General features: G+C 67.3%; 10 protein-coding genes and 2 tRNA genes. 8 read left to right on the top strand and 4 right to left on the bottom strand.

The genetic code is table 11. From position 1 onward, the window contains the following. Positions 1-188 precede the first annotated feature (188 nt). Both glnA and EDC64_RS17990 read right to left on the bottom strand, forming a co-directional pair. Positions 189-1,598: a type I glutamate--ammonia ligase gene (gene glnA, locus EDC64_RS17985; RefSeq protein WP_132033940.1), complete on the bottom strand. Its 1,410-nt coding sequence runs from the start codon at positions 1,596-1,598 to the stop codon at positions 189-191. Positions 1,599-1,652: 54 nt separating this feature from the next. Then, positions 1,653-1,991 (bottom strand): P-II family nitrogen regulator, encoded by a 339-nt coding sequence (locus tag EDC64_RS17990; protein ID WP_132034172.1) that lies wholly within the window; start codon positions 1,989-1,991, stop codon positions 1,653-1,655. Between the two features lie 214 nt (positions 1,992-2,205). Here EDC64_RS17990 and EDC64_RS17995 point away from each other — a divergent pair, with 214 nt between their 5' ends. Then, positions 2,206-3,705 (top strand): NAD(P)H-hydrate dehydratase, encoded by a 1,500-nt coding sequence (locus EDC64_RS17995; protein ID WP_132033942.1) that lies wholly within the window; start codon positions 2,206-2,208, stop codon positions 3,703-3,705. Between the two features lie 13 nt (positions 3,706-3,718). On the opposite strand, the gene EDC64_RS18000 is transcribed toward EDC64_RS17995, so the two are convergent. Then, complete coding sequence (locus EDC64_RS18000) at positions 3,719-4,996, bottom strand: multicopper oxidase family protein (RefSeq protein ID WP_132033944.1); 1,278 nt, start codon at positions 4,994-4,996, stop codon at positions 3,719-3,721. A gap of 303 nt (positions 4,997-5,299) precedes the next feature. Here EDC64_RS18000 and EDC64_RS18005 point away from each other — a divergent pair. The 6 genes from EDC64_RS18005 to EDC64_RS18030 all read left to right on the top strand — a co-directional run bounded on the left by EDC64_RS18005 (position 5,300) and on the right by EDC64_RS18030 (position 12,539). Further along, positions 5,300-5,384: transfer RNA gene (locus EDC64_RS18005), tRNA-Leu, on the top strand. A 93-nt stretch (positions 5,385-5,477) separates the two neighbouring features. Continuing rightward, positions 5,478-6,827: a trigger factor gene (gene tig, locus EDC64_RS18010; protein WP_132033945.1), complete on the top strand. Its 1,350-nt coding sequence runs from the start codon at positions 5,478-5,480 to the stop codon at positions 6,825-6,827. A gap of 76 nt (positions 6,828-6,903) precedes the next feature. Next, the gene (clpP, locus tag EDC64_RS18015; RefSeq protein WP_132033947.1) at positions 6,904-7,536 is read left to right on the top strand and encodes an ATP-dependent Clp endopeptidase proteolytic subunit ClpP; all 633 of its coding nucleotides are present in this window, start codon (positions 6,904-6,906) and stop codon (positions 7,534-7,536) included. A gap of 458 nt (positions 7,537-7,994) precedes the next feature. Then, on the top strand, positions 7,995-9,263 hold the full coding sequence (clpX, locus tag EDC64_RS18020) for an ATP-dependent Clp protease ATP-binding subunit ClpX (RefSeq protein WP_132033949.1): 1,269 nt from the start codon (positions 7,995-7,997) through the stop codon (positions 9,261-9,263). A gap of 285 nt (positions 9,264-9,548) precedes the next feature. Next, positions 9,549-11,966 carry an endopeptidase La gene (gene lon, locus EDC64_RS18025; protein ID WP_132033951.1) on the top strand — a complete coding sequence of 806 codons (2,418 nt, stop codon included), beginning with the start codon at positions 9,549-9,551 and terminating at the stop codon, positions 11,964-11,966. Between the two features lie 294 nt (positions 11,967-12,260). Further along, entirely contained in the window at positions 12,261-12,539 is a 279-nt protein-coding gene (locus tag EDC64_RS18030) for an HU family DNA-binding protein (RefSeq protein WP_132033953.1), read from the top strand. A 400-nt stretch (positions 12,540-12,939) separates the two neighbouring features. On the opposite strand, the gene EDC64_RS18035 is transcribed toward EDC64_RS18030, so the two are convergent. Continuing rightward, the gene (locus tag EDC64_RS18035) at positions 12,940-13,731 is read right to left on the bottom strand and encodes a DUF4189 domain-containing protein (protein ID WP_420808967.1); all 792 of its coding nucleotides are present in this window, start codon (positions 13,729-13,731) and stop codon (positions 12,940-12,942) included. 334 nt (positions 13,732-14,065) lie between these two features. On the opposite strand from EDC64_RS18035, the gene EDC64_RS18040 reads away from it, so the two are divergent. Beyond that, positions 14,066-14,141: transfer RNA gene (locus tag EDC64_RS18040), tRNA-Val, on the top strand. Positions 14,142-14,161: the final 20 nt, after the last annotated feature.

The raw sequence follows: 14,161 nt of genomic DNA on the forward strand, positions 1-14,161 counted from the left end.
GGACGCGGCGGCGGGCAGATGATAGGCCCGGCGCGTGACGCGCGCGCGAAACAAAAAGGGCGCCCCGAGAGGCGCCCCAGTTGGGAGAGACCGATCGAGCCGGCGCGGATCGGACGGACATTCCGACGTTCGGCGAACCCGGCCCCTGACCCCTCGAAGCGTGGCGGGCCAGCAGCCCGCGCGGCGCCTCAGACCGAATAATACATTTCGAACTCGACCGGGTGCGGGGTCATTTCGAACCGCATCACCTCGGTCATCTTCAGGTCGATATAGGATTCGATGAAGTCCTCGACGAACACGCCGCCCTTCAGGAGATAGGCGTGGTCCTCTTCCAGCGACTTCAGCGCTTCGCGCAGCGAGCCGCACACGGTCGGGATCTGCTTCAGCTCGGCCGGGGGCAGATCGTACAGGTCCTTGTCCATCGCCTGGCCGGGATCGATCCGGTTCAGGATGCCGTCCATGCCGGCCATGAACAGGGCCGAGAAGGCGAGATAGGGGTTCGCGCCCGGATCGGGGAAGCGGACCTCGACGCGCTTGGCCTTGGGGTTGTTGGTGTAGGGGATGCGGCAGGAGGCCGAGCGGTTGCGCGCGGAATAAGCGAGCAGCACCGGAGCCTCGTAGCCGGGGACCAGCCGCTTGTACGAGTTGGTCAGCGGATTGGTGAACGCGTTCAGCGACTTGGCATGCTTGATGATGCCGCCGATATACCACAGGCATTCCTGGCTGAGGTCGGCATATTTGTCGCCGGCGAACAGCGGCTTGCCGTCCTTCCAGATCGACTGGTGGACATGCATGCCCGAGCCGTTGTCGCCGAACACCGGCTTCGGCATGAAGGTCGCGGTCTTGCCGTAAATGTTGGCGACCTGATGGATGCAGTATTTGTAGATCTGCAGATGGTCCGCCATGGTCACCAGCGGGCCGAACTTGAGGCCCAGCTCGTGCTGCGCCGAGGCGACCTCGTGGTGGTGCTTCTCGACCTTGGCGCCCATCTTGGCCATGGCGCCGAGCATTTCGGAGCGCATGTCCTGTGCGCTGTCGATCGGCGGGACGGGGAAGTAGCCGCCCTTGGTGCGCACGCGGTGGCCGAGATTTCCGCCTTCGTAATCGGTGTCCGAATTCGACGGCAGCTCGGAGGAATCGAGGCGGAAGCCGGTATTGTACGGATCCGCCTTGAAGCGCACGTCGTCGAAGATGAAGAATTCGGCCTCGGGGCCGAAATAGACCGTATCGCCGACGCCGGTCGACTTGGCGTAGGCCTCGGCCTTGCGGGCGATGCCGCGGGGATCGCGCGCATAGGGCTCGCCGGTGGTCGGCTCGAGCACGTCGCAGACGATCGCCATGGTGGTTTCGGAGAAGAACGGGTCGATGCAGGCTGTCGCCGGATCCGGCAGGAGCTGCATGTCGGATTCGTTGATCGCCTTCCAGCCGGCAATCGAGGAGCCGTCGAAGGCGGTGCCTTCGGAGAACAGATCCTCATCGACCATCGAGATGTCGAAGGTCACATGCTGCCACTTGCCGCGCGGATCGGTGAATCGCAGATCGACGTACTTGACGTCGTTCGCCTTGATGGAATCGAGGACGTCCTTGGCCGTTGTCATTTTTGGCACTGCCTTTCCTGCGTAGTCAGGGACGCGGACTTGGTAGTCCAAGCGTCAGATCGCGTCGAGGCCCGATTCGCCGGTGCGGATGCGGATCGCCTCTTCGATGCTGGAGACGAAGATCTTTCCGTCGCCGATCCGGCCGGTCTGCGCCGCACGGCGGATGGCATCGACCGCCCGCTCCACCATTTCGTCGGCGAGAACGACCTCGATCTTCACCTTCGGAAGAAAGTCGACCACGTATTCGGCGCCACGATACAGTTCCGTATGGCCTTTTTGCCGCCCGAAACCCTTCGCTTCGGTGACCGTGATGCCTTGCAGGCCCACATCCTGCAGGGCTTCCTTCACCTCATCGAGTTTGAAGGGTTTGATAATGGCCTCAATCTTCTTCATGCGCTCCATCTCCCGTGGCCCGGCCCTCCAAAGGCCGGCCGAGCCGCCCTGTCTTTAAGCAGGATGCGTGCCATAAACACGAAACCTTTGGGCACCGCGTCGCGATAGCATGGAAATGCTCAAAAAAACATCGATACGCTCAAAATATAATCAACATCTGCTTGGCGCGCGACGTGGCGGCGGATCATGAATTAGGCATGACGGGATAGGTGAAATGAACGCGCTGCTCGATCCACGCGAAATGGCCGAGGCCGATGCCCGCGCCATCGAAGGGGGAATTGCCGGCCTCACGCTCATGGAGCGGGCCGGCACGGCGGTTGCCGACGCGGCGGCGCGGCGGCCCTATCCGACCCGCATCGCCATTCTGTGCGGCCCCGGCAATAATGGCGGCGACGGGCTCGTCGCCGCGCGCATCCTGGCGCAGCGCGGGTTCCGCGTCCGCGTCGCTTTGCTCGGCGCGCGCGATGCCCTGATCGGCGATGCGGCCGCGGCGGCGCGCCGCTGGACGGGGCCGGTCGAAAGCGCGGAGACCCTGACCTACGAGACGGTCGATCTGATCGTCGACGCGCTGTTCGGCGCCGGTCTCGCGCGGGATCTCGAGGGCGTCCCGCGTGCGGTGGTGGAGCGGATGGCGGCGAGCGGGCGGCCGATCATCGCGGTCGACCTGCCGTCCGGCCTCGACGGCGCGACCGGCAAGGTGCGCGGCGCGGCGGCGCAGGCGGTGGAAACCGTCACCTTCTTCCGCCGCAAGCCGGGTCATCTCCTGCTGCCCGGGCGCGCGCTGTGCGGCCGGGTGCGGGTGGCGGACATCGGCATTCCGGCGAGCGTGCTCGACGCCATTGCCCCGACCTGCGCGGTGAACGATCCGGGCGCCTGGGGCAGCGCTTTTGTGCTGCCGGCAGCCGCCGGTCACAAATACAGCCGCGGCCATGCGCTCGTCGCCAGCGGCGGGGCCTGGACCGCGGGGGCGGCGCGGCTCGCGGCGCGCGGCGCCCTGCGGGCCGGGGCGGGGCTCGTCACGATCGCCTGCCCGCCGGACGCCCTGGCCGTGCATGCCGCCTCCTATGCCGCTTTGATGGCGCGCCCGGTCGGGGATGCGGCCGAACTCGGCCGATTGCTGGAAGATCCCCGCTTCACCGCCGCCTTGGTCGGGCCGGGCCTCGGCGCCGGACCGCAGGCGCAAGCGATGCTCGCGGCTTGTGCCGGGCCGGAGCGCAGCGTGGTGGCGGACGCCGATGCCCTCACCAGCTTTGCGGGGGACGCCGCCGCGCTCGCGGCGGTCCTGTCCCGGGCGCGGGGCGCAGTGGTGACACCGCACGAAGGCGAATTCGCGCGCCTGTTCGCCGGCGACGATTCGGTGCTGGGGGCGCCATCCAAGCTGGCGCGCGCGCGCGCCGCGGCGGCGCGGCTCGGTGCGGTCGTGGTGCTGAAGGGCGCCGACACCGTGGTGGCCGAGCCGGGCGGACACGCCACCATCGCCGAGAACGCGCCCGCTTTTCTGGCGACCGCCGGGGCGGGGGACGTGCTGGCCGGCTTCGTCTGCGGCCTGCTGGCTCAGGCCATGCCGCCTTTCGCTGCGGCGAGCGCAGCGGTCTGGCTGCATGGCGAGGCGGCACGGGAGGCCGGGCCGGGCCTCATTGCGGACGATCTGCCGGAAGCGCTGCGGCCGGTTTATGCCCGGCTGTTCCCGAGCCTCGGCTGGACCGGGGCGTAGGGCGGCCGGCGGCTCAGCGGACGTCGTAGGAGCGCGCGGCGACCACCGCGCCGTCGCCCCCGCGCAAGCCGACGATCGCCCATTTGCCCGGGCTGTCCGCGACCAGAGCGGCCCGCACGGTGGCTTTCGGGCCGACCGGGATCGCGTCGTGCCACCAGGGTTTCCAGCCGTCGTCCATGCCGTCGAGCAGGCGCGCCGGCGCGCCGTGCAACTGCACGGCGACGGGGGTGTCGGAGCGGTTGACGAAAGCGAGCACGACCGAGGTGCCGCGATCGACGGTTCCGACGCTCTCGAACCCCGTGAGGGGCACGGTGCCCGGGCCGAGCGGGATTTCGAACCGGGCCGCCTTTTCCAGCGGAATGGTCGCGGGAAGGCCGTTCGAGGGCAGGGCCGTGGGGACGGGGAGGGCGGTGCCGGCGGCCGGCACCGGTCCGTCCGGGGCGAGCAGACCGAGCTGGATCGGCAATTGCCGGGTTTCGAGATTGACCGGGATCGGATCAGCCGTGCCGATATCGACCGCAAGGTCGAGCCGGCCGCCGGGGGTGAGCTGCGCCCGCCCGTCCTTGAGCTGGAACGGCTGCACCGGCTGGCCGTCGACCGCGATCGCGTAGCAGGTCGCGGGGATCTGGAGGCGCAGGAAATGCACCGAGGCATTGACCAGCCGCAGCCGCGTGCGCCCGCCTGCCGGAACCGAGAGGGTGGGCGAGACCGCGCCGTTCGAGGTCACCATCGGCAACGAATTCAGCGCGTCCGCAGGCCAGGACTGGATCAGGAGGACATGGTCGGAGGCATACGGGGCGGCGCCCGGCTCGTCGACGATCAGGGCGCCGGCCAGGGCGCGGTGCGCCAGATCGGGTTGGAAGGCGCGGTACAGGAAGGTGCCGGCGTCGGGCGGGGTGAACGAAAGGTCGAGCGACGCGCCCTTGGCGATCGCCGGACCGGTGAGTCCCGGCACGCCATCGAGCGCGTTCGGCATCCGCACGCCCTGCCAATTGAGGGAAAACGGGGTGTCGAGCGCATTCGCCACCGCGACCGCGAGCTTGTCGCCGTGCTTGACCCGCAGGACCGGACCCGGGACCTGATTCTGGAACACCGCGATCGGGGTGGCGCCGGCGAATTCGACCATCACGGCGGTCGCGGCCCGCAGCGGCACGACCGTGGCCGTGGCGGGCGCCGGAACGGCGGCGGTCGGCGCGGCTTGGGCGAAGGCGAGGCGCGGCAGGACGCCGCCGAGCGCCAGTGCAGCGGTTCCGGCGAGGACCGAACGGCGATTGGGGCCAGGGACGCGCAAAGGACCTCTCCTCGCAAGACTTGAGCGTGGTGACCTTGTCTCGGCGCTGTGCAAAGGGCAAGGCGGATTTACCGCCCTCGGCCGCCGCAGGCTTGAGGCCGCTCCGCTTCCGCGCGGGGACGGCGCAATGTCGCACGGTGCCCGCCCGGACCCCCTTCGGACACCTTGGGTAAACGGGATGGTGTGCGGGATGCTTTTTCTTGCTGCGCGCCGGATTCCCCATGCTATAAGCCCCAACCCGGTCGGTGCCGATTCAGTGAATTGCGCACCCGGTGAGCCGTGCCGTGAGCCGGTCCGACGACCGCGGGCGTGGCGGAACTGGTAGACGCGCGGGATTTAGGTTCCCGTGACGAAAGTCGTGGGGGTTCGAAACCCTCCGCCCGCACCACGTCGTCGTTCCGACGCTGCATGCCGTGCCTTTCTTGGGCGCGCCGCTGAGACTGTTTGGCCGCTCCTGGCGGCAAGGGATGAAGGCAAGACGATGCAGGTGACTGAAACTCAGGCCGACGGCCTCAAGCGCGCCTATCGCGTGGTGCTCCCGGCCTCCGAGCTCGACGCCAAGGCGCAGACCCGCCTCACCGAGCTGAAGAACCAGGTGCAGCTCAAGGGCTTCCGCCCGGGCAAAGTGCCGCTCGCCCATCTCAAGCGGATGTACGGCAAGTCGGTCATGGCCGAGGTGATCGAGCAGGCCGTGACCGAGGCGAACGGCAAGCTGGTCGAGGAACGCGGCCTTAAGCTCGCGCTGCAGCCACGGGTCGAGCTGCCGCAGGACGAGGCGGAAGTGCGGCGCGTGATCGACGGCGCCGACGACCTGACCTACACGATCGAGGTCGAGGTTCTGCCGAAGATCGAGCTCGGCAATTTCAAGGACATCGCGATCGAGAAGCCGGTCGCCGAGGTGTCGGACGCGCAGGTCGACGAGACCCTGGCGCGGCTCGCCGACGCGAACCGCCCGTTCGCGGAGAAGGCCGGTGCGGCCGAGACCGGCGACCGCGTGACGGTCGATTTCGTCGGCACCATGGACGGCGTCGCCTTCGAGGGCGGCACCGGCGAGGGCATCCAGGTGGTGCTCGGCTCCAACAGCTTCATTCCCGGCTTCGAGGAGCAGCTCGTTGGGGTCTCGGCCGGCGATGCGCGCACCGTGACCGTGACCTTCCCCGAGGCTTATGCGGCGCGCGAACTGGCCGGCAAGGAGGCCGTCTTCGCGGTCACCGTCAAGCTGGTCGAGGCGCCCGGCGCCTTCACGCTCGACGACGACTTCGCCAAGTCGCTCGGTCAGGACAGTCTCGACGCCCTGAAGGAGCAGGTCCGCGCGCGGATCGCTCAGGAGCATGGTGGCGTCACCCGCCAGAAGGTCAAGCGCGCGCTGCTCGACGCGCTCGACGGCATGCACCAGTTCGACGTGCCCCCGACCCTCGTCTCGCAGGAGTTCGAGGGCGTGTGGGCGCAGGTCCAGCAGGACCTCGAGGCGCAGAAGCGCACCTTCGCGGACGAAGGCACCACCGAGGAGGCGGCGCGCGCCGACTATCAGCGCATCGCCGAGCGCCGCGTGCGGCTCGGTCTGGTGCTTGCGGAGATCGGGGAGCGCAACAATATACAGGTCAGCGACGACGAAGTGACGCGCGCGGTGGTGGAGCGGGCGCGGCAGTTCCCGGGTCAAGAGCAGCAGGTGTGGGACTATTATCGCCGGAATCCCCAGGCGATGGCCTCGGTCCGCGCGCCGCTCTTCGAAGAGAAGGTCGTCGACTTCCTCCTCGAGCTCGCCGACGTGACCGTAAAGCCGGTCTCGCGCGAAGAGCTCTATAAGGAGGATGAGGAAAAGGCGGCCTGATCCCAGGGCGTCATTCGTCTCCACTGCGACGAGAGCGCGCGGCGTGCCTTCGGGGCGCCCGCGCCGAGGACCCAAGATGCGCGATCCCGTTGATACCTACATGAACTACCTCGTGCCCATGGTGGTCGAGCAGACCAACCGCGGCGAGCGCGCGTACGACATCTATTCGCGCCTTCTGAAGGAGCGCATCATCTTCCTGACCGGGCCGGTCGAGGACGGCATGTCCACCCTTGCGGTGGCGCAATTGCTGTTCCTGGAAGCCGAGAATCCCAAGAAGGAAATCTCGATGTACATCAACTCCCCCGGAGGAGTGGTGACGTCGGGCCTCGCGATCTACGACACGATGCAGTTCATCAAGCCGCCGGTCTCGACCTTGTGCATCGGCCAGGCGGCCTCGATGGGCTCGCTGCTGCTGACCGCCGGCGAGAAGGGCCTGCGCTTCGGCCTGCCGAATGCGCGAATCATGGTCCATCAGCCGTCCGGCGGGTTCCAGGGCCAGGTGACCGACATCATGCTGCACGCCCAGGAGATCCTGAGCCTGAAGAAGCGGCTGAATGAAATTTATGTGAAGCACACCGGGCAGACGATGGACCGCATCGAGGAAGCCCTGGAGCGCGACAATTTCATGACGGCTGCGTCCGCGCAGGAGTTCGGGCTGATCGATTCCGTGATCGAAAAGCGCCCGACCGAGGACGCGCCCAAGGCGTGATCCGATCCCTTTTGCACGGGGGTTCGGCGACAGGGCTCTTGCGTGCAGTGCAAGATCGCGCTTGCATGGAGAGATGAGCCGGCTTGCGCTTCGACCCGTGCGGCGGATGGCGCCGCGTCCGATGAGGTCCGATCGGTGGTTTCCGCCGTATCTGATGTCGTCGGCGCGGCGTTCCCGTCTCGACGGGGCCGCGGCGCGGGTTGGGCCGGGCGGCCGAAGGGCCGGCGCGGCGCATCCGGCGGGCCGGATGCGAGCCTCGGGCAAGCCGACTAGGCATAATCTATGCATATGCCTTGATCGGAGTGTCGGAGGGTGATTGGCTGAGGTCCGGCCATGCGGTCGGACCGGGATTTGATCGGGCTGGGAGAACGGGGGGTGGAGGCGCCACCTCAACTCCCGCATTGGGCTCCCGGATCGCTCACGCAGCGTGCGCGGAAGGGGGCCGGAGGAAGATGAAGATGAGCAAGACCGGCGGCAGCGACAGCAAGAACACGCTTTACTGCTCGTTCTGCGGCAAAAGCCAGCACGAGGTCCGCAAGCTCATCGCAGGGCCTACGGTCTTCATTTGCGACGAGTGCGTCGAGCTGTGCATGGACATCATCCGCGAGGAATCGAAGTCCTCGCTGGTGAAGTCGCGGGACGGCATCCCGACCCCGAAGGAAATTCGCAAGGTTCTCGATGATTATGTCATCGGTCAGGAGCATGCGAAAAAGGTCCTCTCGGTCGCGGTGCACAACCATTACAAGCGCCTCAACCACGCCACCAAGCACGGCGACGTGGAACTGGCCAAGTCCAACATCATGCTGATCGGCCCGACCGGGTCCGGCAAGACGTTGCTGGCCCAGACGCTGGCGCGCATCCTCGACGTGCCCTTCACCATGGCCGACGCCACCACGCTCACCGAAGCGGGCTATGTCGGCGAGGACGTCGAGAACATCATCCTGAAGCTGCTCCAGTCGGCCGACTACAATGTCGAGCGGGCGCAGCGCGGCATCGTCTATATCGACGAAATCGACAAAATCAGCCGGAAATCCGACAATCCCTCCATTACCCGCGACGTGTCGGGCGAGGGCGTGCAGCAGGCGCTCTTGAAGATCATGGAAGGCACGGTGGCCTCCGTCCCGCCCCAGGGCGGGCGCAAGCATCCCCAGCAGGAATTCCTGCAGGTCGACACGACGAACATCCTGTTCATCTGCGGCGGGGCCTTTGCCGGCCTCGACAAGATCATCGCCGCGCGCGGCAAGGGCGGCACCTCGATCGGCTTCGCCGCCAAGGTGGCCTCGGTCGAGGATCGCCGGCCGGGCGAGGTGTTCCGCGAGGTGGAGCCCGAGGATCTGCTGAAATACGGCCTGATCCCGGAATTCATCGGCCGTCTGCCGGTGCTCGCCACGCTCGGCGATCTCGACGAGGCCGCGCTGAAGCAGATCCTGTCCGAGCCGAAGAACGCGCTGGTGAAGCAGTATCAGCGGCTGTTCGAGATGGAGAGCGTCGACCTGACGATCCACGAGGAAGCGCTCGGCGCGATCGCCCGCAAGGCGATCGATCGCAAGACCGGCGCGCGCGGCCTGCGCTCCATCATGGAAGGCATTCTCCTCGATACGATGTTCGACCTTCCCGGGCTCGAAGGCGTGGAAGAGGTGGTGATCTCCAAGGAGGTGGTCGAGCAGAATGCACGGCCGCTCTATATTTATGCCGACCGCGTCGGCGATGCGGGCGCCAGTGCGTGAGCGGGCGGCCCTGATCTTCCGCTCCGGCGCACGCGCCGGAGCTGGTACGGCGCCCGTCCGCGCGGCGCGGTGCCGGGCTGCGGAGCGGCGGACGGCGGCAATCTTGAAACCGCACCGCGCGCTCTCCATTTATGTCTTGAAGAATCCGGTCCCCGGGCTCGGAAATCGTGCCTCTCGCGGCCGCCCGGCCGCTCCCGCATTGACATCCCGTTCCCGTCCCGGCTGCGCCGTCGCGCAGGCGGACAGACGCCCGCCCGCGCCTGCGCCATTTGAAAGGATTGGGTCATGACGAGCCAAAAGCCGCGCCCCCCCTTGGTTCCGGGTGTGTCGCAGACCTTCCCGGTTCTGCCGCTGCGGGACATCGTGGTGTTCCCGCACATGATCGTTCCCCTGTTCGTCGGGCGCGAGAAGTCGATCCGCGCCCTCGAAGAGGTGATGCGCGGCGATACCTATATTCTCCTCGCGACGCAGGAGAACGCGTCGGACGACGATCCCGCGCCGGATGCGATCTATCGCGTCGGCACGCTCGCGACCGTGCTCCAGCTGCTGAAGCTGCCCGACGGCACCGTGAAGGTGCTGGTCGAAGGCGTCACGCGCGCCCAGGTGGTTCAATATACCGAGCGCTCGGACCTCTATGAGGCCGAGGCGATCACGCTCGACGACGAGACCGGCGACCGCGTCGAGGCGGAGGCTCTCGGGCGGTCCGTGGTCACCGAGTTCGAGAATTATGTGAAGCTCAACAAGAAGGTGTCGCCGGAAGTCGTGGGCGTGGTCGGCCAGATCGACGACCATTCCAAGCTCGCGGACACCATCGCCTCGCATCTCGCCGTGAAGATCCCCGACAAGCAGGGGGTGCTGGAGACCATCAAGGTCGCCGACCGGCTCGAGAAGGTGCTGGGACTCATGGAGAGCGAAATCTCCGTGCTCCAGGTGGAGAAGCGCATCCGCACGCGGGTGAAGCGCCAGATGGAGAAGACCCAGCGCGAATATTATCTCAACGAGCAGATGAAGGCGATCCAGAAGGAACTCGGCGACGAGGACGGTCGCGACGACCTTCAGGAACTGGAAGACCGCATCAAGCGCACCAAGCTGTCGAAGGAGGCGCGGGAGAAGGCGACGCACGAGCTGAAGAAGCTCCGCCAGATGTCGCCCATGTCCGCCGAGGCGACCGTGGTGCGCAATTATCTCGACTGGCTGCTCTCGATCCCGTGGGGCGTGAAGAGCAAGGTCAAGAAGGATCTCGGCTTCGCCCAGTCGATCCTCGACGCCGACCATTACGGCCTCGACAAGGTCAAGGAGCGGATCGTCGAATATCTCGCCGTGCAGAGCCGCGCCAACAAGCTCACGGGGCCGATCCTGTGCCTCGTCGGTCCGCCCGGCGTCGGCAAGACCTCGCTCGGCAAGTCCATCGCCAAGGCGACGGGACGTGAGTTCGTGCGCGTCTCGCTCGGCGGCGTGCGGGACGAGGCGGAGATCCGCGGCCACCGCCGGACCTATATCGGCTCGATGCCCGGCAAGGTCATCCAGTCGATGCGCAAGGCGAAGAAGGCCAACCCGCTCTTCCTGCTGGACGAGATCGACAAGATGGGCGCGGACTTCCGGGGCGATCCCTCGGCGGCGCTGCTGGAGGTGCTGGACCCGGAGCAGAACGGGACCTTCAACGACCATTATCTCGAGGTCGATTACGACCTGTCGAACGTGATGTTCGTGACCACCGCCAACACGCTGAACATCCCGCCGGCGCTCCTCGACCGCATGGAGGTGATCCGCATCGCCGGCTACACCGAGGACGAGAAGGTCGAGATCGCGCGCAAGCACCTGATCCCGAACGCGGTGCAGAAGCACGGCCTGCAGCCGAAGGAGTGGACCATCGACGATGGCGCGCTCATGACGCTGATCCGCCGCTACACCCGGGAAGCCGGCGTGCGCAATCTGGAGCGCGAGCTCTCCACACTCGTCCGCAAGGCGGTGAAGGAGCTGGTTGTCTCGAAGCGCAAGTCGGTGAAGGTCACCGAGAAGAATCTCGAGGACTTCCTCGGCGTGCCGCGCTTCCGCTACGGCGAGATCGATGCGGAGGACCAGGTCGGGGTCGTCACGGGCCTCGCCTGGACCGAGGTCGGCGGCGAGCTGCTGACGATCGAAGGCGTCATGATGCCCGGCAAGGGCAAGATGACGGTGACCGGAAACCTGCGCGAGGTGATGAAGGAAAGCATCTCGGCCGCAGCGTCCTATGTCCGCTCGCGGGCGGTGGATTTCGGCATCGAGCCGCCTTTGTTCGAGCGCCGCGACATCCATGTCCACGTTCCCGAAGGGGCGACCCCGAAGGACGGGCCGTCGGCCGGCGTCGCCATGGCCACCACCATCGTCTCGGTCCTCACCGGCATCCCGGTGCGCCGCGACGTGGCGATGACCGGCGAGATCACGCTGCGCGGCCGGGTCCTGCCGATCGGCGGGCTGAAGGAGAAGCTGCTCGCCGCTTTGCGCGGCGGCATCAAGCTGGTCCTGATCCCCGAGGAGAACGCCAAGGACCTCGCGGACATTCCGGCCAATGTGAAGAACGCGCTGGAAATCATCCCGGTGTCCCGCATGGACGAAGTGCTCGCCCATGCGCTGGTGCGCCGCCCCGAGCCGATCGAATGGGTCGAGCGGCCGATCGAGGGCGTGGTGTCGGGCGACGACGCCGCGGGCGTGGTCGCCCACTGAGCCGGGCTTTCTCTCCGGGATCGGTCCTTCGGGGCCGAGTCCCGGGGAGATCCGGCCAACGCAGACGGCCGGCTCCGGTGCGCGAGCAATTTCAAGACGTTAGCAAACGAGTGGCGGCGCGACATTTCGCGCCGCTTTTTTTTCGTCCGCCGCCGGAAGTTTTGGAAATCGTGCATTTATGCGGGTTTGGAGCGGTTCGCGCTTGCAAATGCCGCATTTTGCGTAAATTTTCCGCGGCATCGTCTGGGGCGTCGGCTTCGACGATTCTGAAGACAACACGGAAGGAACGGTCTCATGACCACCAAGAACGAACTGATCGCCGCTGTGGCCGAAGAGGCCAAGCTGACGAAGGCGGCTGCCCAGGCCGCGGTGGATGCGACTTTCGACATCATCGCCGACGCCCTGAAGAAGGGTGAGGAAGTGAAGCTCATCGGCTTCGGCAGCTTCTCGGTGGTGAGCCGCGCCGCGCGCGAGGGCCGCAACCCGCGTACCGGCAAGCCGGTGAAGATCAGCGCGTCGAAGGCTCCGAAATTCACCCCGGGCAAGGGCCTGAAGGAAGCGGTGAACGGCTGACGCCTCGGGTGGGCGCCCGGCCATCCGGCCGGCGCGCCCCCGGAGACGTGTCCGCCGGCGGCGCGCCCTGCGCTTCCGGCCAGCGCCGGCTGCCGACGGCGTTCCCGGCGTGCGGCGGCCTCCTTCCCCGCCCGCCGGTGCCGCGGCGCCCCTGCTGTTTTCGCGGTCCCCACGGGCCTCGGCACACGCTCCCCCCTTTGCTCCGCGGCCATCTCCCGGCCGCGCCGTGGGACCGGTGCCAGCGCCACGCTTCAAGCGCCTGAATCCGGCATAGGCCCGTCGGACTGCGCAAACGCCCCGCACACGACGCGCCAGCGCGGCCCGGAGAGGCGGTCGTCTGTGCGACGGCGGCATGTATCCCGCCGGGCGTGCGGGTGGCGTGGCGCGGGGACGGGCTGTTCTATTTTGCCGCCATGTTGGGCCGGAAGACCAATTCAATGACCTTCCAGGCGGCATAGGTGTGCGCCGCAAATCCCGTGTAAGGCGCGCATTTCTGCACCGCGCGGACGGCGCCAAGTGCGAATTCTGCGCCTTTCTCTCCCGCCGACCCCTCGATGATCTTTGGCGGTGCGCTCAAAGTGCCGTCCGCATTGAGGGCGATCTCGATGCGCGCCGTGGTGTCGTCGGGAAAATAATCGGCTTTGATGATCCAGCACTCTCTCACCCGGTCGCGAAAGCGCGCGATTTCCTCGGGTGTGATCGGCGATGCGGCGGGCGCGTTGGGCGTCCCCCTGTTTGCCGGCCGCGGATCCGCCGCCGCTTTGGGCTGCGATACCGGGGCCGGAGGGCCGGCGGGAACAGCCGGCGGTGCGGCGGCGCCGGTGTCGCAGAACGACGCCTGGATGGTGCATTTGCGCGCGGTGGCACTGCATTCGACGAGAGCGTCTTCCCGGGCCTTCTGCAGCGTCTCCGCCGCCACCCAGGCGGCGCTGCTGGTCTCGCGCGACACCGAGAGCGCGACACACTGACCGCGCCCGGACATGACGACTTTGCACGCCTTCCAGTCGCACCCTTCCAGCGCGCGCCGTTTGGCCTCCGCAACGGAGGGGGCGTTGGTGCTGGTGCCGAACGCCCATCTGGCGCCTGCTTTGCCGAACGCGAGCGCGTAGTCCGCTGCGGCAGGCGTGGTGGCGGCAAGGGCACCTGCTAAGGCGAGGACCATCGGCAAGGCGGCGATGCGTTTCACGGACATCGGCTCCGGACATAACCGCAGGAGCGGCAGTCTAAGACGGAGCTGCGGAGGCAACAAGACACCACCGACGATGCCGGCGGGCTCTGGCGCCGCCGTCCCAGCCTGGAAATGCGCGTTGCCGGTTCGGGCCATGTCGCGACCCCGCCCGGCCGAGGCGAGGCGTCCCCACCGTCCGGGGGCCCTCTCTGGCGCTCTCCACGCCGGATCCACCACCGGCGAGGTTTACGACCGCTCCGCGCCGGCTTATATGGCTGCCTGCCGTAAGGGCGAAAGCTCGGCCTGTCCCCGCAATACGTCATGCGACGCTACGCAGGGAGGCCGCGACCTGCGGCATGGGCGGTTAGCTCAGTTGGTAGAGCATCTCGTTTACACCGAGAGGGTCGGCGGTTCGAGCCCGTCACCGCCCACCATCGCCGCGCCGGTTCGTGCT

This window comes from Aquabacter spiritensis, assembly GCF_004346185.1.
GTDB lineage: Bacteria > Pseudomonadota > Alphaproteobacteria > Rhizobiales > Xanthobacteraceae > Aquabacter > Aquabacter spiritensis.

Bases quoted from the DNA above. Each gene is read 5' to 3' on its own strand.
- lon (WP_132033951.1), top strand. From the start codon at position 9,549: ATGACGAGCCAAAAGCCGCGCCCCCCCTTGGTTCCGGGTGTGTCGCAG.
- clpX (WP_132033949.1), top strand. From the start codon at position 7,995: ATGAGCAAGACCGGCGGCAGCGACAGCAAGAACACGCTTTACTGCTCG.
- glnA (WP_132033940.1), bottom strand. From the start codon at position 1,598: ATGACAACGGCCAAGGACGTCCTCGATTCCATCAAGGCGAACGACGTC.
- EDC64_RS18030 (WP_132033953.1), top strand. From the start codon at position 12,261: ATGACCACCAAGAACGAACTGATCGCCGCTGTGGCCGAAGAGGCCAAG.
- EDC64_RS17995 (WP_132033942.1), top strand. From the start codon at position 2,206: ATGAACGCGCTGCTCGATCCACGCGAAATGGCCGAGGCCGATGCCCGC.
- tig (WP_132033945.1), top strand. From the start codon at position 5,478: ATGCAGGTGACTGAAACTCAGGCCGACGGCCTCAAGCGCGCCTATCGC.
- clpP (WP_132033947.1), top strand. From the start codon at position 6,904: ATGCGCGATCCCGTTGATACCTACATGAACTACCTCGTGCCCATGGTG.
- EDC64_RS18035 (WP_420808967.1), bottom strand. From the start codon at position 13,731: ATGTCCGTGAAACGCATCGCCGCCTTGCCGATGGTCCTCGCCTTAGCA.
- EDC64_RS17990 (WP_132034172.1), bottom strand. From the start codon at position 1,991: ATGAAGAAGATTGAGGCCATTATCAAACCCTTCAAACTCGATGAGGTG.